The 22056-nt window shown below is 52.5% G+C and carries 21 protein-coding genes; 16 read left to right on the top strand and 5 right to left on the bottom strand.

Annotated elements, in window-relative coordinates; genetic code table 11:
- Positions 1 to 3: 3 nt before the first annotated feature.
- From leuC to leuL, 4 genes are all read right to left on the bottom strand, one after another.
- Positions 4 to 1404, bottom strand: coding sequence for a 3-isopropylmalate dehydratase large subunit (leuC, locus tag C1P89_RS15270; RefSeq protein WP_001140659.1), 1401 nt, complete (start codon positions 1402 to 1404; stop codon positions 4 to 6).
- A 2-nt stretch (positions 1405 to 1406) separates the two neighbouring features.
- The gene (gene leuB / locus C1P89_RS15265; protein ID WP_000042385.1) at positions 1407 to 2498 is read right to left on the bottom strand and encodes a 3-isopropylmalate dehydrogenase; all 1092 of its coding nucleotides are present in this window, start codon (positions 2496 to 2498) and stop codon (positions 1407 to 1409) included.
- Positions 2498 to 4069, bottom strand: coding sequence for a 2-isopropylmalate synthase (leuA, locus tag C1P89_RS15260; RefSeq protein WP_000082861.1), 1572 nt, complete (start codon positions 4067 to 4069; stop codon positions 2498 to 2500). The genes leuB and leuA overlap by 1 nt, the downstream gene beginning before the upstream one ends.
- A gap of 92 nt (positions 4070 to 4161) precedes the next feature.
- Positions 4162 to 4248, bottom strand: a complete 87-nt coding sequence (leuL, locus tag C1P89_RS15255) for a leu operon leader peptide (RefSeq protein ID WP_001300467.1) — start codon at positions 4246 to 4248, stop codon at positions 4162 to 4164.
- 659 nt (positions 4249 to 4907) lie between these two features.
- On the opposite strand from leuL, the gene leuO reads away from it, so the two are divergent.
- The gene (gene leuO / locus C1P89_RS15250) at positions 4908 to 5852 is read left to right on the top strand and encodes a transcriptional regulator LeuO (protein WP_001297362.1); all 945 of its coding nucleotides are present in this window, start codon (positions 4908 to 4910) and stop codon (positions 5850 to 5852) included.
- 154 nt (positions 5853 to 6006) lie between these two features.
- Here the strand turns inward: leuO and C1P89_RS26025 are convergent, their stop codons facing one another.
- Positions 6007 to 6051: a hypothetical protein gene (locus tag C1P89_RS26025; protein WP_128566915.1), complete on the bottom strand. Its 45-nt coding sequence runs from the start codon at positions 6049 to 6051 to the stop codon at positions 6007 to 6009.
- 118 nt (positions 6052 to 6169) lie between these two features.
- Between C1P89_RS26025 and ilvI the strand changes: the two genes are divergently transcribed.
- The 15 genes from ilvI (at position 6170) to murG (ending at position 22034) form a co-directional block, all read left to right on the top strand.
- Positions 6170 to 7894 (top strand): acetolactate synthase 3 large subunit, encoded by a 1725-nt coding sequence (ilvI, locus tag C1P89_RS15245; RefSeq protein ID WP_000425667.1) that lies wholly within the window; start codon positions 6170 to 6172, stop codon positions 7892 to 7894.
- Positions 7895 to 7896: 2 nt separating this feature from the next.
- Positions 7897 to 8388 carry an acetolactate synthase small subunit gene (ilvN, locus tag C1P89_RS15240; RefSeq protein ID WP_005139299.1) on the top strand — a complete coding sequence of 164 codons (492 nt, stop codon included), beginning with the start codon at positions 7897 to 7899 and terminating at the stop codon, positions 8386 to 8388.
- Positions 8389 to 8399: 11 nt separating this feature from the next.
- Positions 8400 to 8486, top strand: coding sequence for a fruR/shl operon leader peptide (locus C1P89_RS15235; RefSeq protein ID WP_001303787.1), 87 nt, complete (start codon positions 8400 to 8402; stop codon positions 8484 to 8486).
- Between the two features lie 81 nt (positions 8487 to 8567).
- A complete protein-coding gene (gene cra / locus C1P89_RS15230; RefSeq protein WP_000762404.1) occupies positions 8568 to 9572 on the top strand; it encodes a catabolite repressor/activator in 1005 nt (334 codons plus the stop codon).
- A 101-nt stretch (positions 9573 to 9673) separates the two neighbouring features.
- Positions 9674 to 10371, top strand: a protein-coding gene (locus C1P89_RS15225; RefSeq protein WP_094096600.1) for an IS1-like element IS1A family transposase whose coding sequence is annotated in 2 segments (ribosomal slippage) — positions 9674 to 9923 and positions 9923 to 10371 — 699 coding nt in all. Because the reading frame shifts where the segments join, the coding sequence is not laid out codon by codon here.
- Positions 10372 to 10950: 579 nt separating this feature from the next.
- Positions 10951 to 11409 (top strand): division/cell wall cluster transcriptional repressor MraZ, encoded by a 459-nt coding sequence (gene mraZ, locus C1P89_RS15220; RefSeq protein WP_005139306.1) that lies wholly within the window; start codon positions 10951 to 10953, stop codon positions 11407 to 11409.
- A 1-nt stretch (position 11410) separates the two neighbouring features.
- Complete coding sequence (gene rsmH, locus C1P89_RS15215) at positions 11411 to 12352, top strand: 16S rRNA (cytosine(1402)-N(4))-methyltransferase RsmH (RefSeq protein WP_000970486.1); 942 nt, start codon at positions 11411 to 11413, stop codon at positions 12350 to 12352.
- Positions 12349 to 12714: a cell division protein FtsL gene (ftsL, locus tag C1P89_RS15210; RefSeq protein ID WP_000625658.1), complete on the top strand. Its 366-nt coding sequence runs from the start codon at positions 12349 to 12351 to the stop codon at positions 12712 to 12714. The genes rsmH and ftsL overlap by 4 nt, the downstream gene beginning before the upstream one ends.
- Before the next feature lie 15 nt (positions 12715 to 12729).
- Positions 12730 to 14496, top strand: coding sequence for a peptidoglycan glycosyltransferase FtsI (gene ftsI, locus C1P89_RS15205; RefSeq protein WP_000642200.1), 1767 nt, complete (start codon positions 12730 to 12732; stop codon positions 14494 to 14496).
- The gene (murE, locus tag C1P89_RS15200; RefSeq protein ID WP_000775089.1) at positions 14483 to 15976 is read left to right on the top strand and encodes a UDP-N-acetylmuramoyl-L-alanyl-D-glutamate--2,6-diaminopimelate ligase; all 1494 of its coding nucleotides are present in this window, start codon (positions 14483 to 14485) and stop codon (positions 15974 to 15976) included. Before ftsI ends, murE begins: the two co-directional genes overlap by 14 nt.
- Positions 15973 to 17331 (top strand): UDP-N-acetylmuramoyl-tripeptide--D-alanyl-D-alanine ligase, encoded by a 1359-nt coding sequence (gene murF / locus C1P89_RS15195; protein WP_000626695.1) that lies wholly within the window; start codon positions 15973 to 15975, stop codon positions 17329 to 17331. The genes murE and murF overlap by 4 nt, the downstream gene beginning before the upstream one ends.
- The gene (gene mraY, locus C1P89_RS15190) at positions 17325 to 18407 is read left to right on the top strand and encodes a phospho-N-acetylmuramoyl-pentapeptide-transferase (RefSeq protein WP_000964131.1); all 1083 of its coding nucleotides are present in this window, start codon (positions 17325 to 17327) and stop codon (positions 18405 to 18407) included. The genes murF and mraY overlap by 7 nt, the downstream gene beginning before the upstream one ends.
- A 2-nt stretch (positions 18408 to 18409) precedes the next feature.
- The gene (murD, locus tag C1P89_RS15185; RefSeq protein ID WP_000796487.1) at positions 18410 to 19726 is read left to right on the top strand and encodes a UDP-N-acetylmuramoyl-L-alanine--D-glutamate ligase; all 1317 of its coding nucleotides are present in this window, start codon (positions 18410 to 18412) and stop codon (positions 19724 to 19726) included.
- On the top strand, positions 19726 to 20970 hold the full coding sequence (gene ftsW / locus C1P89_RS15180; protein ID WP_001295532.1) for a cell division protein FtsW: 1245 nt from the start codon (positions 19726 to 19728) through the stop codon (positions 20968 to 20970). The genes murD and ftsW overlap by 1 nt, the downstream gene beginning before the upstream one ends.
- Positions 20967 to 22034: an undecaprenyldiphospho-muramoylpentapeptide beta-N-acetylglucosaminyltransferase gene (gene murG / locus C1P89_RS15175; RefSeq protein WP_000016559.1), complete on the top strand. Its 1068-nt coding sequence runs from the start codon at positions 20967 to 20969 to the stop codon at positions 22032 to 22034. Before ftsW ends, murG begins: the two co-directional genes overlap by 4 nt.
- Positions 22035 to 22056 lie beyond the last annotated feature (22 nt).

The raw sequence follows: 22056 nt of genomic DNA, 5'->3' as shown, positions 1-22056 counted from the left end.
TCCTTATTTAATGTTGCGAATGTCGGCGAAATGTCCGGTCACAGCAGCAGCGGCAGCCATTGCCGGGCTGACCAGATGCGTGCGCCCGCCGCGCCCCTGGCGGCCTTCAAAGTTACGGTTGCTGGTGGATGCACAACGTTCGCCCGGATTCAGACGGTCGTTGTTCATCGCCAGACACATTGAGCAGCCAGGCAAGCGCCATTCAAAACCGGCTTCAATAAAGATTTTATCCAGACCTTCCGCTTCCGCCTGGGCTTTTACCGGGCCAGAGCCGGGAACCACCAGTGCCTGCACGCCTGGCGCGACTTTTCGCCCTTTGGCGATCTCCGCTGCCGCGCGTAAATCTTCAATGCGCGAGTTGGTACAGGAACCGATAAACACTTTGTCGATAGCCACTTCGGTCAGCGGAATGCCCGGTTTCAGCCCCATATAGGCCAGCGCTTTTTCTGCCGACGCGCGTTTAACCGGATCGGCAAACGAAGCCGGATCGGGAATATTGTCGTTCACGGAAATCACCTGGCCTGGATTGGTGCCCCAGGTGACCTGCGGTGAAATTTCTTCTGCTTGCAGAGTGACAACGGTATCGAAAGTTGCGCCTTCGTCGGTTTGCAGGGTTTTCCAGTAGGCAACGGCGTCGTCGAAATCTTTGCCTTTCGGCGCATGCAAACGGCCTTTGACATAGTTAAAGGTGGTTTCGTCCGGTGCAACCAGACCGGCTTTTGCGCCCATTTCGATTGCCATATTGCACAGGGTCATACGACCTTCCATGCTTAAATCACGGATTGCTTCGCCGCAAAACTCCACCACATGCCCGGTGCCGCCTGCGCTACCGGTTTTACCGATAATTGCCAGCACGATATCTTTTGCGGTAATGCCCGGCGCGGCTTTGCCCTGGACTTCAATTTTCATGGTTTTTGCGCGGCCCTGTTTCAGGGTTTGCGTTGCCAGTACGTGTTCAACTTCGGAAGTGCCGATACCAAAGGCCAGTGCGCCAAACGCGCCGTGGGTGGCGGTATGCGAGTCGCCGCAGACAATGGTCATCCCCGGCAAGGTGACGCCCTGTTCCGGCCCCATTACGTGGACGATCCCCTGATACGGGTGATTCAGGTCATACAGTTCGACGCCAAATTCTTTGCAGTTTTTAATCAGCTCCTGCATCTGGATGCGCGCCATTTCACCACAGGCATTAATGTCTTTCGTCTGGGTAGAGACGTTGTGATCCATAGTGGCGAAGGTTTTGCCCGGCTGACGTACCGGGCGACCGTGGGCGCGCAGACCATCGAACGCCTGCGGTGAGGTCACTTCATGCACCAGGTGGCGGTCGATATATAACAGCGGGGTTTCGTTTTCGGCTTCGTACACTACGTGAGCGTCGAATAATTTTTCGTATAACGTTTTAGCCATGATTACACCCCTTCTGCCACATAGCGGGCAATGATATCGCCCATTTCATCGGTACTAACGGCGGCAGCGCCACGGGCTAAATCCCCGGTGCGAATGCCTTCTTCTAATGCGCGGTTAATGGCGCGTTCAATGGCGCAAGCCGCATCATCGGCATCCAGGCTGTAGCGCAGCAGCAGTGCCAGCGACAGAATTTGCGCAATCGGGTTGGCGATGTTTTTGCCTGCGATATCTGGTGCTGAGCCGCCTGCCGGTTCATACAGACCAAAACCTTGCTCGTTCAGGCTGGCGGAAGGCAACATCCCCATCGAGCCAGTGATCATTGCGCACTCGTCAGACAGAATGTCGCCAAACAGGTTGGAGCACAGCAGAACGTCAAACTGTGATGGATCTTTAATCAGCTGCATGGTGGCGTTGTCGATGTACATATGCGCCAGTTCGACATCCGGGTATTCCGTGGCGATCTCGTTGACGATTTCACGCCATAAAATAGAGGATTGCAGCACGTTAGCTTTGTCGATTGAGGTGACTTTGTGGCGACGTTTACGAGCAGATTCAAACGCGATGCGGGCAATACGCTCGATCTCAAAACGGTGATACACCTCGGTATCAAACGCTTTTTCATATTGTCCGCTACCTTCGCGGCCTTTTGGCTGACCGAAATAGATGCCGCCGGTCAGTTCGCGCACGCACAGGATGTCGAAGCCGTTAGCGGCAATGTCTGCACGCAGCGGACAGAATGCTTCCAGCCCCTGATACAGTTTTGCCGGGCGCAGGTTGCTGAATAATTTGAAGCGCTTACGCAGAGGCAGCAGCGCGCCGCGTTCTGGTTGCTGGTCTGGTGGTAAATGTTCCCACTTCGGGCCGCCTACCGAGCCAAACAGCACGGCATCGGCTTGCTCACAACCTTCAACCGTCGCAGGCGGCAGTGGTTGCCCGTGGTTATCAATGGCTGCGCCGCCTACATCGTAATGGCTGGTGGTGATGCGCATCGCAAAGCGGTTGCGCACGGCATTCAGCACTTTCAGCGCCTGGGTCATCACTTCCGGACCAATACCGTCCCCCGGCAATACGGCAATATGGTAATTCTTCGACATCACACGGTTTCCTTGTTGTTTTCGTTGTGTTGAGCTTTGCGTTGCAACTCTTTTTCGACTTCTGCGGCACGCCAGATATTGTTCAGTACGTGCACCATGGCTTTGGCGGAGGACTCGACAATATCGGTGGCCAGGCCGACGCCGTGGAAGCGGCGACCGTTGTAGTTGGCGACAATATCCACCTGACCCAGCGCATCTTTACCGTGACCTTTGGCGGTCAGGCTGTATTTCACCAGTTCGACGTTATAGTCAGTGATGCGGTTAATTGCCTGATAGACGGCATCGACCGGACCGTTACCGTTGGCGGCTTCTGCTTTGACTTCTTCGCCACAGGCCAGTTTGACGGCGGCGGTGGCGATATCGTTAGAGCCAGACTGCACGCTGAAGTAATCCAGACGGAAATGCTCCGGCTCTTCTTGCTGCTTACCGATGAAGGCCAGCGCCTCCAGATCGTAATCAAACACCTGACCTTTTTTGTCCGCCAGCTTCAGGAAAGCATCGTACAAATTGTCTAAATTATATTCACTTTCTTTATACCCCATCTCATCCATGCGATGTTTCACCGCCGCACGCCCCGAACGAGAGGTCAGATTCAGCTGGATTTGGTTCAGACCAATAGATTCTGGTGTCATGATTTCGTAGTTTTCGCGGTTTTTCAGCACGCCATCCTGGTGGATACCGGAGGAGTGAGCGAATGCGCTGCTGCCAACAATGGCTTTGTTTGCCGGGATCGGCATATTACAAATCTGGCTAACTAACTGGCTGGTGCGCCATATCTCCTGGTGATTAATGGCGGTGTGGACGTTGAGAATATCCTTACGAACTTTAATCGCCATGATGACTTCTTCCAGCGAACAGTTACCGGCACGCTCGCCGATCCCGTTCATTGCACCTTCCACCTGGCGTGCACCGGCATGTACCGCCGCCAGTGAGTTGCCGACCGCCAGGCCTAAATCGTCGTGGGTATGTACGGAAATAATGGCTTTGTCGATGTTAGGTACGCGTTCATACAGGCCGCTGATGATTCCGGCGAACTCAAGCGGCATGGTGTAGCCCACGGTGTCCGGAATGTTGATGGTGGTGGCACCGGCATTAATCGCCGCTTCGACCACTCGCGCCAGATCGGCAATGGGTGTACGCCCGGCATCTTCGCAAGAAAATTCAACATCATCGGTGTAATTACGGGCGCGTTTCACCATATAGATAGCGCGTTCGATCACCTCGTCCAGGGTGCTGCGCAGCTTGGTGGCGATGTGCATTGGGGAGGTAGCAATAAAGGTATGAATACGGAAGGCTTCGGCGACTTTCAGGGATTCGGCCGCCACGTCGATATCTTTTTCCACGCAGCGAGCTAACGCACATACGCGGCTGTTTTTAACCTGGCGGGCGATGGTTTGCACCGATTCAAAATCGCCCGGCGAAGAGACGGGGAAACCGACTTCCATCACGTCAACACCCATACGCTCAAGGGCCAGCGCAATTTGCAGTTTTTCTTTCACACTCAAGCTTGCCTGTAACGCCTGTTCACCGTCGCGCAATGTGGTATCGAAAATAATGACTTGCTGGCTCATGGTTTAGGTCCTTGTCTCTTTTAGAGCGCCTCGCTTCGGGCATAAAAAAACCCGCGCAATGGCGCGGGTTTTTTGTTTGACTGCGTGCTGGCTTAATGCTGGATGCCGCTCACTCGTCTACCGCGCAAAGAAGATGCGTTTAGTAGTAGTAGACCGATAAAGCGAACGATGTGAGTCATTAAATCAGCTCCAGATGAATGCGATATGCTTTTAGAGTTACTGGATACAAAAACGGATGTCAACCCTGACGCAATAAAAACGTCCCGCCAGCGTGAGTTCTGCATCCGTAAAATTAGCTAATTGTGCTGCGGTGGTTAAAGTAAGCGATATTAATTTCTGCTTAACTACCGACGCTTTTCATCGGTTGACATATTTCAGCATAAATTTTTGCATCTAATCAACGAGGAAAAAGGGGACAAAATGCACGCGTTGCAAAACCTATCCTGATGATTTGTATTGAATTATATGTTTTGCGATTTTTTTTGATATTGATTTGGTGAATATTATTGATCAATTAATGTTAAGAATTAATGCATTAAATATATAAATTAATTATTAAATAAGCACATTTAATCCATTTTGTAGATGATTGAGTATTCGCGGTAGTTATGATTAGATTGTTTTCGCAACAAAAACATTATGGATTCTTATGCTGTGGTAAATGACTCATTCCACGGCAATGGATTCTGTTTTTATCAGAACCCGTATCTTTATGTTTTCCGAATTTTACTCATTTTGCTTTTTCTTATTTTATATGCATGATAAATCATATTCTTCAGGATTATTTCTCTGCATTCCAATAAGGGAAAGGGAGTTAAGTGTGACAGTGGAGTTAAGTATGCCAGAGGTACAAACAGATCATTCAGAGACGGCGGAGTTAAGCAAGCCACAGCTACGCATGGTCGATCTCAACTTATTAACCGTTTTCGATGCCGTGATGCAGGAGCAAAACATTACCCGTGCCGCTCATGTTCTGGGTATGTCGCAACCTGCGGTCAGTAACGCTGTTGCACGCCTGAAGGTGATGTTTAATGACGAGCTTTTTGTTCGTTATGGCCGTGGTATTCAACCGACTGCTCGCGCATTTCAACTTTTTGGCTCAGTTCGTCAGGCATTGCAACTAGTACAAAATGAATTGCCTGGTTCAGGTTTTGAACCCGCGAGCAGTGAACGTGTATTTCATCTTTGTGTTTGCAGCCCGTTAGACAGCATTCTGACCTCGCAGATTTATAATCACATTGAGCAGATTGCGCCAAATATACATGTTATGTTCAAGTCTTCATTAAATCAGAACACTGAACATCAGCTGCGTTATCAGGAAACGGAGTTTGTGATTAGTTATGAAGACTTCCATCGTCCTGAATTTACCAGCGTGCCATTATTTAAAGATGAAATGGTGCTGGTAGCCAGCAAAAATCATCCAACAATTAAGGGCCCGTTACTGAAACATGATGTTTATAACGAACAACATGCGGCGGTTTCGCTCGATCGTTTCGCGTCATTTAGTCAACCTTGGTATGACACGGTAGATAAGCAAGCCAGTATCGCGTATCAGGGCATGGCAATGATGAGCGTACTTAGCGTGGTGTCGCAAACGCATTTGGTCGCTATTGCGCCGCGTTGGCTGGCTGAAGAGTTCGCTGAATCCTTAGAATTACAGGTATTACCGCTGCCGTTAAAACAAAATAGCAGAACCTGTTATCTCTCCTGGCATGAAGCTGCCGGGCGCGATAAAGGCCATCAGTGGATGGAAGAGCAATTAGTCTCAATTTGCAAACGCTAACTGAATGCAGAATAGGTCAGACATGAATGTCTGGTTTATTCTGTATTTTTTATTGAATGTAGAATTTTATTCTGAATGTGTGGGCTCTCTATTTTAGGATTAATTAAAAAAATAGAGAAATTGCTGTAAGTTGTGGGATTCAGCCGATTTATTATCAATTTAATCCTTCGTAATGGAGGATTTTATCGTTTCTTTTCACCTTTCCTCCTGTTTATTCTTATTACCCTGCGTTTATGTCTCTGGCTGCCAATTGCTTAAGCAAGATCGGACGGTTAATGTGTTTTACACATTTTTTCCGTCAAACAGTGAGGCAGGCCATGGAGATGTTGTCTGGAGCCGAGATGGTCGTCCGATCGCTTATCGATCAGGGCGTTAAACAAGTATTCGGTTATCCCGGAGGCGCAGTCCTTGATATTTACGATGCATTGCATACCGTGGGTGGTATCGATCATGTTTTAGTTCGTCATGAGCAGGCGGCAGTGCATATGGCCGATGGTCTGGCGCGCGCGACCGGGGAAGTCGGCGTCGTGCTGGTAACGTCGGGTCCAGGGGCGACCAATGCGATTACTGGCATCGCCACCGCTTATATGGATTCCATTCCATTAGTTGTCCTTTCCGGGCAGGTAGCGACCTCGTTGATAGGTTACGATGCCTTTCAGGAGTGCGACATGGTGGGGATTTCGCGACCAGTGGTTAAACACAGTTTTCTGGTTAAGCAAACGGAAGACATTCCGCAGGTGCTGAAAAAGGCTTTCTGGCTGGCGGCAAGTGGTCGTCCTGGACCAGTAGTCGTTGATTTACCGAAAGATATTCTTAATCCGGCGAACAAATTACCCTATGTCTGGCCGGAGTCGGTCAGTATGCGTTCTTACAATCCCACTACTACCGGACATAAAGGGCAAATTAAGCGCGCTCTGCAAACGCTGGTAGCGGCAAAAAAACCGGTTGTCTACGTAGGCGGTGGGGCAATCACGGCGGGCTGCCATCAGCAGTTGAAAGAAACGGTGGAGGCGTTGAATCTGCCCGTTGTTTCCTCATTGATGGGGCTGGGAGCGTTTCCGGCAACGCATCGTCAGGCACTGGGCATGCTGGGAATGCACGGTACCTACGAAGCCAATATGACGATGCATAACGCGGATGTGATTTTCGCCGTCGGGGTACGATTTGATGACCGAACGACGAACAATCTGGCAAAGTACTGCCCAAATGCCACTGTTCTGCATATCGATATTGATCCTACTTCCATTTCTAAAACCGTGACTGCGGATATCCCGATTGTGGGGGATGCTCGCCAGGTCCTCGAACAAATGCTTGAACTCTTGTCGCAAGAATCCGCCCATCAACCACTGGATGAGATCCGCGACTGGTGGCAGCAAATTGAACAGTGGCGCGCTCGTCAGTGCCTGAAATATGACACTCACAGTGAAAAGATTAAACCGCAGGCGGTGATCGAGACTCTTTGGCGGTTGACGAAGGGAGACGCTTACGTGACGTCCGATGTCGGGCAGCACCAGATGTTTGCTGCACTTTATTATCCATTCGACAAACCGCGTCGCTGGATCAATTCCGGTGGCCTCGGCACGATGGGTTTTGGTTTACCTGCGGCACTGGGCGTCAAAATGGCGTTGCCAGAAGAAACCGTGGTTTGCGTCACTGGCGACGGCAGTATTCAGATGAACATCCAGGAACTGTCTACCGCGTTGCAATACGAGTTGCCCGTACTGGTGGTGAATCTCAATAACCGCTATCTGGGGATGGTGAAGCAGTGGCAGGACATGATCTATTCCGGCCGTCATTCACAATCTTATATGCAATCGCTACCCGATTTCGTCCGTCTGGCGGAAGCCTATGGTCACGTCGGGATCCAGATTTCTCATCCGCATGAGCTGGAAAGCAAACTTAGCGAGGCGCTGGAACAGGTGCACAATAATCGCCTGGTGTTTGTTGATGTTACCGTCGATGGCAGCGAGCACGTCTACCCGATGCAGATTCGCGGGGGCGGAATGGATGAAATGTGGTTAAGCAAAACGGAGAGAACCTGATTATGCGCCGGATATTATCAGTCTTACTCGAAAATGAATCAGGCGCGTTATCCCGCGTGATTGGCCTTTTTTCCCAGCGTGGCTACAACATTGAAAGCCTGACCGTTGCGTCAACCGATGATCCGACATTATCGCGTATGACCATCCAGACCGTGGGCGATGAAAAAGTACTTGAGCAGATCGAAAAGCAATTACACAAGCTGGTCGATGTCTTGCGCGTGAGTGAGTTGGGGCAGGGCGCGCATGTTGAGCGGGAAATCATGCTGGTGAAAATTCAGGCCAGCGGTTACGGGCGTGACGAAGTGAAACGTAATACGGAAATATTCCGTGGGCAAATTATCGATGTCACACCCTCGCTTTATACCGTTCAATTAGCAGGCACCAGCGATAAGCTTGATGCATTTTTAGCATCGATTCGCGAGGTGGCGAAAATTGTGGAAGTTGCTCGTTCTGGTGTGGTCGGACTTTCGCGCGGCGATAAAATAATGCGTTGAGAATGATCTGAATGCGCAATTTGCAGCCCAACATGTCACGTTGGGCTTTTTTTGCGAAATCAGTGGGAACCTGGAATAAAAGCAGTTGCCGCAGTTAATTTTATGCGCTTAGATGTTAATGAATTTAACCCATACCAGTACAATGGCTATGGTTTTTACATTTTACGCAAGGGGCAATTGTGAAACTGGATGAAATCGCTCGGCTGGCGGGAGTGTCGCGGACCACTGCAAGCTATGTTATTAACGGCAAAGCGAAGCAATACCGTGTGAGCGACAAAACCGTTGAAAAAGTCATGGCTGTGGTGCGTGAGCACAATTACCACCCGAACGCCGTGGCAGCTGGGCTTCGTGCTGGACGCACACGTTCTATTGGTCTTGTGATCCCCGATCTGGAGAACACCAGCTATACCCGCATCGCTAACTATCTTGAACGCCAGGCGCGGCAACGGGGTTATCAACTGCTAATTGCCTGCTCAGAAGATCAGCCAGACAACGAAATGCGCTGTATTGAGCACCTTTTACAGCGTCAGGTCGATGCCATTATTGTTTCGACGTCGTTGCCTCCTGAGCATCCTTTTTATCAACGCTGGGCTAACGACCCGTTCCCGATTGTCGCGCTGGACCGCGCCCTCGATCGTGAACACTTCACCAGCGTGGTTGGTGCCGATCAGGATGATGCCGAAATGCTGGCGGAAGAGTTACGTAAGTTTCCCGCCGAGACGGTGCTTTATCTTGGCGCGCTGCCGGAGCTTTCTGTCAGCTTCCTGCGTGAACAAGGTTTCCGTACTGCCTGGAAAGATGATCCGCGCGAAGTGCATTTCCTGTATGCCAACAGCTATGAGCGGGAGGTGGCTGCCCAGTTATTCGAAAAATGGCTGGAAACGCATCCGATGCCGCAGGCGCTGTTCACAACGTCGTTTGCGTTGTTGCAAGGGGTGATGGATGTCACGCTACGTCGCGATGGTAAACTGCCTTCTGACCTGGCAATTGCCACCTTTGGCGATAACGAACTGCTCGACTTCTTACAGTGCCCGGTGCTGGCAGTGGCTCAACGTCACCGCGATGTCGCAGAGCGTGTGCTGGAGATTGTCCTGGCAAGCCTGGACGAACCGCGTAAGCCAAAACCTGGTTTAACGCGCATTAAACGTAATCTCTATCGCCGCGGTGTGCTCAGCCGTAGCTAAGCCGCGAACAAAAATACGCGCCAGGTGAATTTCCCTCTGGCGCGTAGGTGATGCTGCCAACTTACTGATTTAGTGTATGATGGTGTTTTTGAGGTGCTCCAGTGGCTTCTGTTTCTATCAGCTGTCCCTCCTGTTCAGCTACTGACGGGGTGGTGCGTAACGGCAAAAGCACTGCCGGACATCAGCGCTATCTCTGCTCTCACTGCCGTAAAACATGGCAACTGCAGTTCACTTACACCGCTTCTCAACCCGGTACGCACCAGAAAATCATTGATATGGCCATGAATGGCGTTGGATGCCGGGCAACTGCACGCATTATGGGCGTTGGCCTCAACACGATTTTACGTCACTTAAAAAACTCAGGCCGCAGTCGGTAACCTCGCGCATACAGCCGGGCAGTGACGTCATCGTCTGCGCGGAAATGGACGAACAGTGGGGCTATGTCGGGGCTAAATCGCGCCAGCGCTGGCTGTTTTACGCGTATGACAGTCTCCGGAAGACGGTTGTTGCGCACGTATTCGGTGAACGCACTATGGCGACGCTGGGGCGTCTTATGAGCCTGCTGTCACCCTTTGACGTGGTGATATGGATGACGGATGGCTGGCCGCTGTATGAATCCCGCCTGAAGGGAAAGCTGCACGTAATCAGCAAGCGATATACGCAGCGAATTGAGCGGCATAACCTGAATCTGAGGCAGCACCTGGCACGGCTGGGACGGAAGTCGCTGTCGTTCTCAAAATCGGTGGAGCTGCATGACAAAGTCATCGGGCATTATCTGAACATAAAACACTATCAATAAGTTGGAGTCATTACCTGGCGCGTAGAGTACGGGAATGGACATCAATATCCTTAAAGTAAATAAGACTATTCCTGACTATTATTGATAAGTTCTTTTAAACCCGCCCGTTAATTAACTCACCAGCTGAAATTCACAATAATTAAGTGATATCGACAGCGCGTTTTTGCATTATTTTGTTACATGCAGAGATGAATTGCCGATTTAACAAGCACTTTTCTTTGCTTTTGCGCAAACCCGCTGGCATCAAGCGCCACACAGACGCAACAGGGACTGTTAACCGGGGAAGATATGTCCTAAAATGCCGCTCGCGTCGCAAACTGACACTTTATATTTGCTGTGGAAAATAGTGAGTCATTTTAAAACGGTGATGACGATGAGGGATTTTTTCTTACAGCTATTCATAACGTTAATTTGCTGCGCACGTTGGACGTAAAATAAACAACGCTGATATTAGCCGTAAACATCGGGTTTTTTACCTCGGTATGCCTTGTGACTGGCTTGACAAGCTTTTCCTCCGCTCCGTAAACTCCTTTCAGTGGGAAATTGTGGGGCAAAGTGGGAATAAGGGGTGAGGCTGGCATGTTCCGGGGAGCAACGTTAGTCAATCTCGACAGCAAAGGGCGCTTATCAGTGCCTACCCGTTACCGGGAACAGCTGCTTGAGAACGCTGTCGGTCAAATGGTTTGCACCATTGACATTCATCACCCGTGCCTGCTGCTTTACCCCCTGCCTGAATGGGAAATTATCGAGCAAAAATTATCGCGTCTGTCGAGCATGAACCCGGTTGAGCGCCGTGTGCAGCGCCTACTGTTAGGTCATGCCAGCGAATGTCAGATGGATGGCGCAGGTCGATTGTTAATCGCGCCAGTACTGCGGCAACATGCCGGGCTGACAAAAGAAGTGATGCTGGTTGGACAGTTCAACAAGTTTGAGCTGTGGGATGAAACAACCTGGCATCAACAGGTCAAGGAAGATATCGACGCAGAGCAGTTGGCTACCGGAGACTTATCGGAGCGACTGCAGGACTTGTCTCTATAAAATGATGGAAAACTATAAACATACTACGGTGCTGCTGGATGAAGCCGTTAATGGCCTCAATATCCGTCCTGATGGCATCTACATTGATGGGACTTTTGGTCGCGGTGGTCACTCACGTCTGATCCTCTCGCAGCTTGGCGAAGAGGGGCGTTTGCTGGCGATCGATCGCGACCCGCAGGCTATCGCCGTTGCGAAGACTATTGATGATCCGCGCTTCTCCATCATCCACGGACCTTTCTCCGCGCTGGGCGAATACGTTGCCGAGCGCGATCTTATCGGCAAGATCGACGGCATTCTCCTCGATCTTGGCGTCTCTTCACCGCAACTTGATGATGCTGAGCGCGGCTTTTCCTTTATGCGCGATGGTCCGCTGGACATGCGTATGGACCCAACCCGTGGGCAGTCAGCCGCTGAATGGCTACAAACCGCAGAAGAAGCCGATATCGCTTGGGTATTGAAAACCTATGGTGAAGAGCGTTTTGCCAAACGCATTGCCCGCGCCATTGTCGAGCGTAACCGCGAACAGCCGATGACCCGCACCAAAGAACTGGCGGAAGTCGTGGCTGTTGCAACGCCGGTGAAAGATAAGTTTAAACATCCCGCGACCCGTACCTTCCAGGCGGTGCGCATTTGGGTAAACAGTGAACTGGAGGAGATAGAGCAGGCGCTAAAAAGCTCGCTCAACGTGCTGGCCCCGGGTGGGCGGCTTTCGATCATCAGCTTCCACTCGCTGGAAGACCGTATTGTGAAACGTTTTATGCGTGAAAACAGCCGCGGTCCGCAAGTTCCGGCAGGGTTACCGATGACTGAAGAGCAGCTCAAAAAACTGGGTGGCCGTCAGCTGCGAGCACTAGGCAAGTTAATGCCGGGCGAAGAAGAGGTGGCTGAGAACCCTCGTGCCCGTAGTTCAGTTCTGCGTATTGCAGAGAGGACGAATGCATGATCAGCAGAGTGACAGAAGCTCTAAGCAAAGTTAAAGGATCGATGGGAAGCCACGAGCGCCATGCATTGCCTGGTGTTATCGGTGACGATCTTTTGCGATTTGGGAAGCTGCCACTCTGCCTGTTCATTTGCATTATTTTGACGGCGGTGACTGTGGTAACCACGGCGCACCATACCCGTTTACTGACCGCTCAGCGCGAACAACTGGTGCTGGAGCGAGATGCTTTAGACATTGAATGGCGCAACCTGATCCTTGAAGAGAATGCGCTCGGCGACCATAGCCGGGTGGAAAGGATCGCCACGGAAAAGCTGCAAATGCAGCATGTTGATCCGTCACAAGAAAATATCGTAGTGCAAAAATAAGGATAAACGCGACGCATGAAAGCAGCGGCGAAAACGCAGAAACCAAAACGTCAGGAAGAACATGCCAACTTTATCAGTTGGCGTTTTGCGTTGTTATGCGGCTGTATTCTCCTGGCGCTGGCTTTTCTGCTCGGACGCGTAGCGTGGTTACAAGTTATCTCCCCGGATATGCTGGTGAAAGAGGGCGACATGCGTTCTCTTCGCGTTCAGCAAGTTTCCACCTCCCGCGGCATGATTACTGACCGTTCTGGTCGCCCGTTAGCGGTGAGCGTGCCGGTAAAAGCGATTTGGGCTGACCCGAAAGAAGTGCATGACGCTGGCGGTATCAGCGTCGGTGACCGCTGGAAGGCGCTGGCTAACGCGCTCAATATTCCGCTGGATCAGCTTTCAGCCCGCATTAACGCCAACCCGAAAGGGCGCTTTATTTATCTGGCGCGTCAGGTGAACCCTGACATGGCGGACTACATCAAAAAACTGAAACTGCCGGGGATTCATCTGCGTGAAGAGTCTCGCCGTTACTATCCGTCCGGCGAAGTGACTGCTCACCTCATCGGCTTTACTAACGTCGATAGTCAAGGGATTGAGGGCGTTGAGAAGAGTTTCGATAAATGGCTTACCGGGCAGCCGGGTGAGCGCATTGTGCGTAAAGACCGCTATGGTCGCGTAATTGAAGATATTTCTTCTACTGACAGCCAGGCAGCGCACAACCTGGCGCTGAGTATTGATGAACGCCTGCAGGCGCTGGTTTATCGCGAACTGAACAACGCGGTGGCCTTTAACAAGGCTGAATCTGGTAGCGCCGTGCTGGTGGATGTCAACACCGGTGAAGTGCTGGCGATGGCTAACAGCCCGTCATACAACCCTAACAATCTGAGCGGCACGCCGAAAGAGGCGATGCGTAACCGTACCATCACCGACGTGTTTGAACCGGGCTCAACGGTTAAACCGATGGTGGTAATGACCGCGTTGCAACGTGGCGTGGTGCGGGAAAACTCGGTACTCAATACCATTCCTTATCGAATTAACGGCCACGAAATCAAAGACGTGGCACGCTACAGCGAATTAACCCTGACCGGGGTATTACAGAAGTCGAGTAACGTCGGTGTTTCCAAGCTGGCGTTAGCGATGCCGTCCTCAGCGTTAGTAGATACTTACTCACGTTTTGGACTGGGAAAAGCGACCAATTTGGGGTTGGTCGGAGAACGCAGTGGCTTATATCCTCAAAAACAACGGTGGTCTGACATAGAGAGGGCCACCTTCTCTTTCGGCTACGGGCTAATGGTAACACCGTTACAGTTAGCGCGAGTCTACGCAACTATCGGCAGCTACGGCATTTATCGCCCACTGTCGATTACCAAAGTTGACCCCCCGGTTCCCGGTGAACGTGTCTTCCCGGGATCCATTGTCCGCACTGTGGTGCATATGATGGAAAGCGTGGCGCTACCAGGCGGCGGCGGCGTGAAGGCGGCGATTAAAGGCTATCGTATCGCCATTAAAACCGGTACCGCGAAAAAGGTCGGGCCGGACGGTCGCTACATCAATAAATATATTGCTTATACCGCAGGCGTTGCGCCTGCGAGTCAGCCGCGCTTCGCGCTGGTTGTTGTTATCAACGATCCGCAGGCGGGTAAATACTACGGCGGCGCCGTTTCCGCGCCGGTCTTTGGTGCCATCATGGGCGGCGTATTGCGTACCATGAACATCGAGCCGGATGCGCTGACAACGGGCGATAAAAATGAATTTGTGATTAATCAAGGCGAGGGGACAGGTGGCAGATCGTAATTTGCGCGACCTTCTTGCTCCGTGGGTGCCAGACGCACCTTCGCGAGCACTGCGAGAGATGACACTCGACAGCCGTGTGGCTGCGGCGGGCGATCTCTTTGTAGCTGTAGTAGGTCATCAGGCGGACGGGCGTCGATATATCCCGCAGGCGATAGCGCAAGGTGTGGCTGCCATTATTGCAGAGGCGAAAGCGAAAGATGAGGCGACCGACGGTGAAATCCGTGAAATGCACGGCGTACCGGTCATCTATCTCAGCCAGCTCAATGAGCGTTTATCTGCACTGGCGGGCCGCTTTTACCATGAACCCTCTGACAATTTACGTCTCGTAGGCGTAACGGGCACCAACGGCAAAACCACGACTACCCAGCTGCTGGCGCAGTGGAGCCAACTGCTTGGCGAAACCAGCGCGGTAATGGGCACCGTTGGTAACGGTCTGCTTGGGAAAGTGATCCCGACAGAAAATACTACCGGTTCCGCAGTCGATGTTCAGCATGAGCTGGCGGGGCTGGTGGAGCAGGGCGCGACGTTTTGCGCAATGGAAGTTTCCTCCCACGGGCTGGTACAGCACCGTGTGGCGGCATTGAAATTTGCGGCGTCGGTCTTTACCAACTTAAGCCGCGATCACCTTGATTATCATGGTGATATGGAACACTACGAAGCTGCGAAATGGCTGCTTTATTCTGAACATCATTGCGGTCAGGCGATTATTAACGCCGACGATGAAGTGGGCCGCCGCTGGCTGGCAAAACTGCCGGACGCGGTTGCGGTATCAATGGAAGATCATATTAATCCGAACTGTCACGGACGCTGGTTAAAAGCGATCGACGTGAACTATCACGACAGCGGTGCGACGATTCGCTTTAGCTCAAGTTGGGGCGATGGCGAAATTGAAAGCCATCTGATGGGCGCTTTTAACGTCAGCAACCTGCTGCTCGCGCTGGCGACACTGCTGGCACTCGGCTATCCACTGGCTGATCTGCTGAAAACCGCCGCGCGTCTGCAACCGGTTTGCGGACGTATGGAAGTGTTCACTGCGCCAGGCAAACCGACGGTGGTGGTGGATTACGCGCATACGCCGGATGCACTGGAAAAAGCCTTACAGGCGGCGCGCCTGCACTGTGCGGGCAAGCTGTGGTGCGTCTTTGGCTGTGGTGGCGATCGCGATAAAGGTAAGCGTCCACTGATGGGCGCAATTGCCGAAGAGTTTGCTGACGTGGCGGTGGTGACGGACGATAACCCGCGTACCGAAGAACCGCGTGCCATCATCAACGATATTCTGGCGGGAATGTTAGATGCCGGACATGCCAAAGTGATGGAAGGCCGTGCTGAAGCGGTGACTTGCGCCGTTATGCAGGCTAAAGAGAATGATGTGGTACTGGTCGCGGGCAAAGGCCATGAAGATTACCAGATTGTTGGCAATCAGCGTCTGGACTACTCCGATCGCGTCACGGTGGCGCGTCTGCTGGGGGTGATTGCATGATTAGCGTAACCCTTAGCCAACTTACCGACATTCTCAACGGTGAACTGCAAGGTGCAGATATCACCCTTGATGCTGTAACCACTGATACCCGAAAACTGACGCCGGGCTGCCTGTTTGTTGCCCTGAAAGGCGAACGTTTCGATGCTCATGATTTTGCCGACCAGGCGAAAGCTGGCGGCGCGGGCGCACTACTGGTCAGCCGTCCGCTGGATATCGACCTGCCGCAGTTAATCGTCAAGGATACGCGTCTGGCGTTTGGTGAACTGGCTGCATGGGTTCGCCAGCAAGTTCCGGCGCGCGTGGTTGCTCTGACAGGTTCCTCCGGCAAAACCTCCGTTAAAGAGATGACGGCGGCGATTTTAAGCCAGTGCGGCAACACGCTTTATACGGCAGGCAATCTCAACAACGACATCGGTGTACCGATGACGTTGTTGCGCTTAACGCCGGAATACGATTACGCAGTTATTGAACTTGGCGCGAACCATCAGGGCGAAATAGCCTGGACTGTGAGTCTGACTCGCCCGGAAGCTGCGCTGGTCAACAACCTGGCAGCGGCGCATCTGGAAGGTTTTGGCTCGCTTGCGGGTGTCGCGAAAGCGAAAGGTGAAATCTTTAGCGGCCTGCCGGAAAACGGTATCGCCATTATGAACGCCGACAACAACGACTGGCTGAACTGGCAGAGCGTAATTGGCTCACGCAAAGTGTGGCGTTTCTCACCCAATGCCGCCAACAGCGATTTCACCGCCACCAATATCCATGTGACCTCGCACGGTACGGAATTTACCCTACAAACCCCAACCGGTAGCGTCGATGTTCTGCTGCCGTTGCCGGGGCGTCACAATATTGCGAATGCGCTGGCAGCCGCTGCGCTCTCCATGTCCGTGGGCGCAACGCTTAATGCTATCAAAGCGGGGCTGGCAAATCTGAAAGCTGTTCCAGGCCGTCTGTTCCCCATCCAACTGGCAGAAAACCAGTTGCTGCTCGACGACTCCTACAACGCCAATGTCGGTTCAATGACCGCCGCTGTTCAGGTACTGGCTGAAATGCCGGGCTACCGCGTGCTGGTGGTGGGCGATATGGCGGAACTGGGCGCTGAAAGCGAAGCCTGCCATGTACAGGTGGGCGAGGCGGCAAAAGCTGCTGGTATTGACCGCGTGTTAAGCGTGGGTAAACAAAGCCATGCTATCAGCACCGCCAGCGGCGTTGGCGAACATTTTGCTGATAAAACTGCGTTAATTACGCGTCTTAAATCACTGATTGCTGAGCAACAGGTAATTACGATTTTAGTTAAGGGTTCACGTAGTGCCGCCATGGAAGAGGTAGTACGCGCTTTACAGGAGAATGGGACATGTTAGTTTGGCTGGCCGAACATTTGGTCAAATATTATTCCGGCTTTAACGTCTTTTCCTATCTGACGTTTCGCGCCATCGTCAGCCTGCTGACCGCGCTGTTCATCTCATTGTGGATGGGCCCGCGTATGATAGCTCATTTGCAAAAACTTTCCTTTGGTCAGGTGGTGCGTAACGACGGTCCTGAATCACACTTCAGCAAGCGCGGTACGCCGACCATGGGCGGGATTATGATCCTGACGGCGATTGTGATCTCCGTACTGCTGTGGGCTTACCCGTCCAATCCGTACGTCTGGTGCGTGTTGGTGGTGCTGGTAGGTTACGGTGTTATTGGCTTTGTTGATGATTATCGCAAAGTGGTGCGTAAAGACACCAAAGGGTTGATCGCTCGTTGGAAGTATTTCTGGATGTCGGTCATTGCGCTGGGTGTCGCCTTCGCCCTGTACCTTGCCGGCAAAGACACGCCCGCAACGCAGCTGGTGGTCCCATTCTTTAAAGATGTGATGCCGCAGCTGGGGCTGTTCTACATTCTGCTGGCTTACTTCGTCATTGTGGGTACTGGCAACGCGGTAAACCTGACCGATGGTCTCGACGGCCTGGCAATTATGCCGACCGTATTTGTCGCCGGTGGTTTTGCGCTGGTGGCGTGGGCGACCGGCAATATGAACTTTGCCAGCTACTTGCATATACCGTATCTGCGACACGCAGGGGAACTGGTCATTGTCTGCACGGCGATAGTCGGGGCAGGACTGGGCTTCCTGTGGTTTAACACCTATCCGGCGCAGGTCTTTATGGGCGATGTAGGTTCGCTGGCGTTAGGTGGTGCGTTAGGCATTATCGCCGTACTGCTACGTCAGGAATTCCTGCTGGTGATTATGGGGGGCGTGTTCGTGGTAGAAACGCTTTCTGTCATCCTGCAGGTCGGCTCCTTTAAACTGCGCGGACAACGTATTTTCCGCATGGCACCGATTCATCACCACTATGAACTGAAAGGCTGGCCGGAACCGCGCGTCATTGTGCGTTTCTGGATTATTTCGCTGATGCTGGTTCTGATTGGTCTGGCAACGCTGAAGGTACGTTAATCATGGCTGATTATCAGGGTAAAAATGTCGTCATTATCGGCCTGGGCCTCACCGGGCTTTCCTGCGTGGACTTTTTCCTCGCTCGCGGTGTGACGCCGCGCGTTATGGATACGCGTATGACACCGCCTGGCCTGGATAAATTACCCGAAGCCGTAGAACGCCACACGGGCAGTCTGAATGATGAATGGCTGATGGCGGCAGATCTGATTGTCGCCAGTCCCGGTATTGCACAGGCGCATCCATCCTTAAGCGCTGCCGCTGATGCCGGAATCGAAATCGTTGGCGATATCGAGCTGTTCTGTCGCGAAGCACAAGCACCGATTGTGGCGATTACCGGTTCTAACGGCAAAAGCACGGTCACCACGCTAGTGGGTGAAATGGCGAAAGCGGCGGGGGTTAACGTTGGTGTGGGTGGCAATATTGGCCTGCCAGCGTTGATGCTGCTTGATGCTGAGTGCGAACTGTACGTGCTGGAACTGTCGAGCTTCCAGCTGGAAACCACTTCCAGCTTACAGGCGGTGGCGGCGACCATTCTGAACGTGACTGAAGATCATATGGACCGCTATCCGTTTGGTTTGCAGCAATACCGTGCGGCAAAATTGCGTATTTACGAAAATGCGAAAGTTTGTGTCGTCAATGCTGATGATGCCTTAACAATGCCGATTCGCGGTGCTGATGAACGCTGCGTCAGCTTTGGCGTCAACATGGGTGACTATCACCTGAATCATCAGCAGGGCGAAACCTGGCTGCGGGTTAAAGGCGAGAAAGTGCTGAATGTGAAAGAGATGAAACTTTCCGGGCAGCATAACTACACCAATGCGCTGGCAGCACTGGCACTGGCAGACGCAGCTGGTTTGCCGCGCGCCAGCAGCCTGAAAGCGTTAACCACCTTCACCGGTCTGCCGCATCGCTTTGAAGTGGTGCTGGAGCACAATGGCGTACGCTGGATTAACGATTCGAAAGCCACTAACGTCGGCAGTACGGAAGCGGCGTTGAATGGCTTGCAGGTAGACGGCACGCTGCATTTGTTGCTGGGCGGCGATGGTAAATCGGCGGACTTCAGTCCACTGGCGCGCTATCTGAATGGCGACAACGTGCGTTTGTACTGTTTTGGTCGTGACGGTGCGCAGCTGGCGGCGCTACGCCCGGAAGTGGCAGAACAAACCGAAACCATGGAACAAGCGATGCGCTTGCTGGCTCCGCGTGTTCAGCTGGGCGATATGGTTCTGCTCTCCCCGGCCTGTGCCAGCCTTGATCAGTTCAAGAACTTTGAACAACGAGGCAATGAGTTTGCCCGTCTGGCGAAGGAGTTAGGTTGATGCGTTTATCTCTCCCTCGCCTGAAAATGCCGCGCCTGCCAGGATTCAGTATCCTGGTCTGGATCTCCACGGCGCTAAAAGGCTGGGTGATGGGCTCGCGGGAAAAAGATACCGACAGCCTGATCATGTACGATCGCACCTTACTGTGGCTGACCTTCGGCCTTGCGGCGATTGGCTTTATCATGGTGACCTCGGCGTCAATGCCCATAGGGCAACGCTTAACCAACGATCCGTTCTTCTTCGCGAAGCGTGATGGCGTCTATCTGATCCTGGCATTCATTCTGGCGATCATTACGCTGCGTCTGCCGATGGAGTTCTGGCAACGCTACAGTGCCACGATGCTGCTCGGATCTATCATCCTGCTGATGATCGTGCTGGTAGTGGGTAGCTCGGTTAAAGGGGCATCGCGTTGGATCGATCTCGGTTTGCTGCGTATCCAGCCTGCGGAGCTGACAAAACTGTCGCTGTTTTGTTATATCGCCAACTATCTGGTGCGTAAAGGCGACGAAGTACGTAATAACCTGCGCGGCTTCCTGAAACCGATGGGCGTGATTCTGGTGTTGGCAGTGTTACTGCTGGCACAGCCAGACCTTGGTACGGTGGTGGTGTTGTTTGTGACTACGCTGGCGATGTTGTTCCTGGCGGGAGCGAAATTGTGGCAGTTCATTGCCATTATCGGTATGGGCATTTCAGCGGTTGTGTTGCTGATACTCGCCGAACCGTACCGTATCCGCCGTGTTACCGCATTCTGGAACCCGTGGGAAGATCCCTTTGGCAGCGGCTATCAGTTAACGCAATCGCTGATGGCGTTTGGTCGCGGCGAACTTTGGGGACAAGGTTTAGGTAACTCGGTACAAAAACTGGAGTATCTGCCGGAAGCGCACACTGACTTTATTTTCGCCATTATCGGCGAAGAACTGGGGTATGTCGGTGTGGTGCTGGCACTTTTAATGGTATTCTTCGTCGCTTTTCGCGCGATGTCGATTGGCCGCAAAGCGTTAGAAATTGACCACCGTTTTTCCGGTTTTCTCGCCTGTTCTATTGGCATCTGGTTTAGCTTCCAGGCGCTGGTTAACGTAGGCGCGGCGGCGGGGATGTTACCGACCAAAGGTCTGACATTGCCGCTGATCAGTTACGGTGGTTCGAGCTTACTGATTATGTCGACAGCCATCATGATGCTGTTGCGTATTGATTATGAAACGCGTCTGGAGAAAGCGCAGGCGTTTGTACGAGGTTCACGATGAGTGGTCAAGGAAAGCGATTAATGGTGATGGCAGGCGGAACCGGTGGACATGTATTCCCGGGACTGGCGGTTGCGCACCATCTAATGGCTCAGGGTTGGCAAGTTCGCTGGCTGGGGACTGCCGACCGTATGGAAGCGGACTTAGTGCCAAAACATGGCATCGAAATTGATTTCATTCGTATCTCTGGTCTGCGTGGAAAAGGTATAAAAGCACTGATAGCTGCGCCGCTGCGTATCTTCAACGCCTGGCGTCAGGCGCGGGCGATTATGAAAGCGTACAAACCTGACGTGGTACTCGGTATGGGCGGCTATGTATCAGGTCCAGGTGGTCTGGCCGCGTGGTCGTTAGGCATTCCGGTTGTACTTCATGAACAAAACGGTATTGCGGGCTTAACCAATAAATGGCTGGCGAAGATTGCCACCAAAGTGATGCAGGCGTTTCCAGGCGCTTTCCCTAATGCGGAAGTGGTGGGTAACCCGGTGCGTACCGATGTGCTGGCGCTGCCGTTGCCGCAGCAACGTTTGGCTGGACGTGAAGGTCCGGTTCGTGTGCTGGTAGTGGGTGGTTCCCAGGGCGCACGCATTCTTAACCAGACAATGCCGCAGGTTGCTGCGAAACTGGGTGATTCAGTCACTATCTGGCATCAGAGCGGTAAAGGTTCGCAACAATCCGTTGAACAGGCGTATGCCGAAGCGGGGCAACCGCAGCATAAAGTGACGGAATTTATTGATGATATGGCGGCGGCGTATGCGTGGGCGGATGTCGTCGTTTGCCGCTCCGGTGCTTTAACGGTGAGTGAAATCGCCGCGGCAGGACTACCGGCGTTGTTTGTGCCGTTTCAACATAAAGACCGCCAGCAATACTGGAATGCGCTACCGCTGGAAAAAGCGGGCGCAGCCAAAATTATCGAGCAGCCACAGCTTAGCGTGGATGCTGTCGCCAACACCCTGGCCGGGTGGTCGCGAGAAACCTTATTAACCATGGCAGAACGCGCCCGCGCTGCATCCATTCCGGATGCCACCGAGCGAGTGGCAAATGAAGTGAGCCGGGCTGCCCGGGCGTAATTGTAGCGATGCCTTTTGCATC

Origin of the sequence: Shigella sonnei, assembly GCF_002950395.1 — a bacterium.
Classification (GTDB): Bacteria; Pseudomonadota; Gammaproteobacteria; order Enterobacterales; family Enterobacteriaceae; genus ECMA0423.
This window is presented reverse-complemented; position numbering and strand designations above follow the sequence as displayed.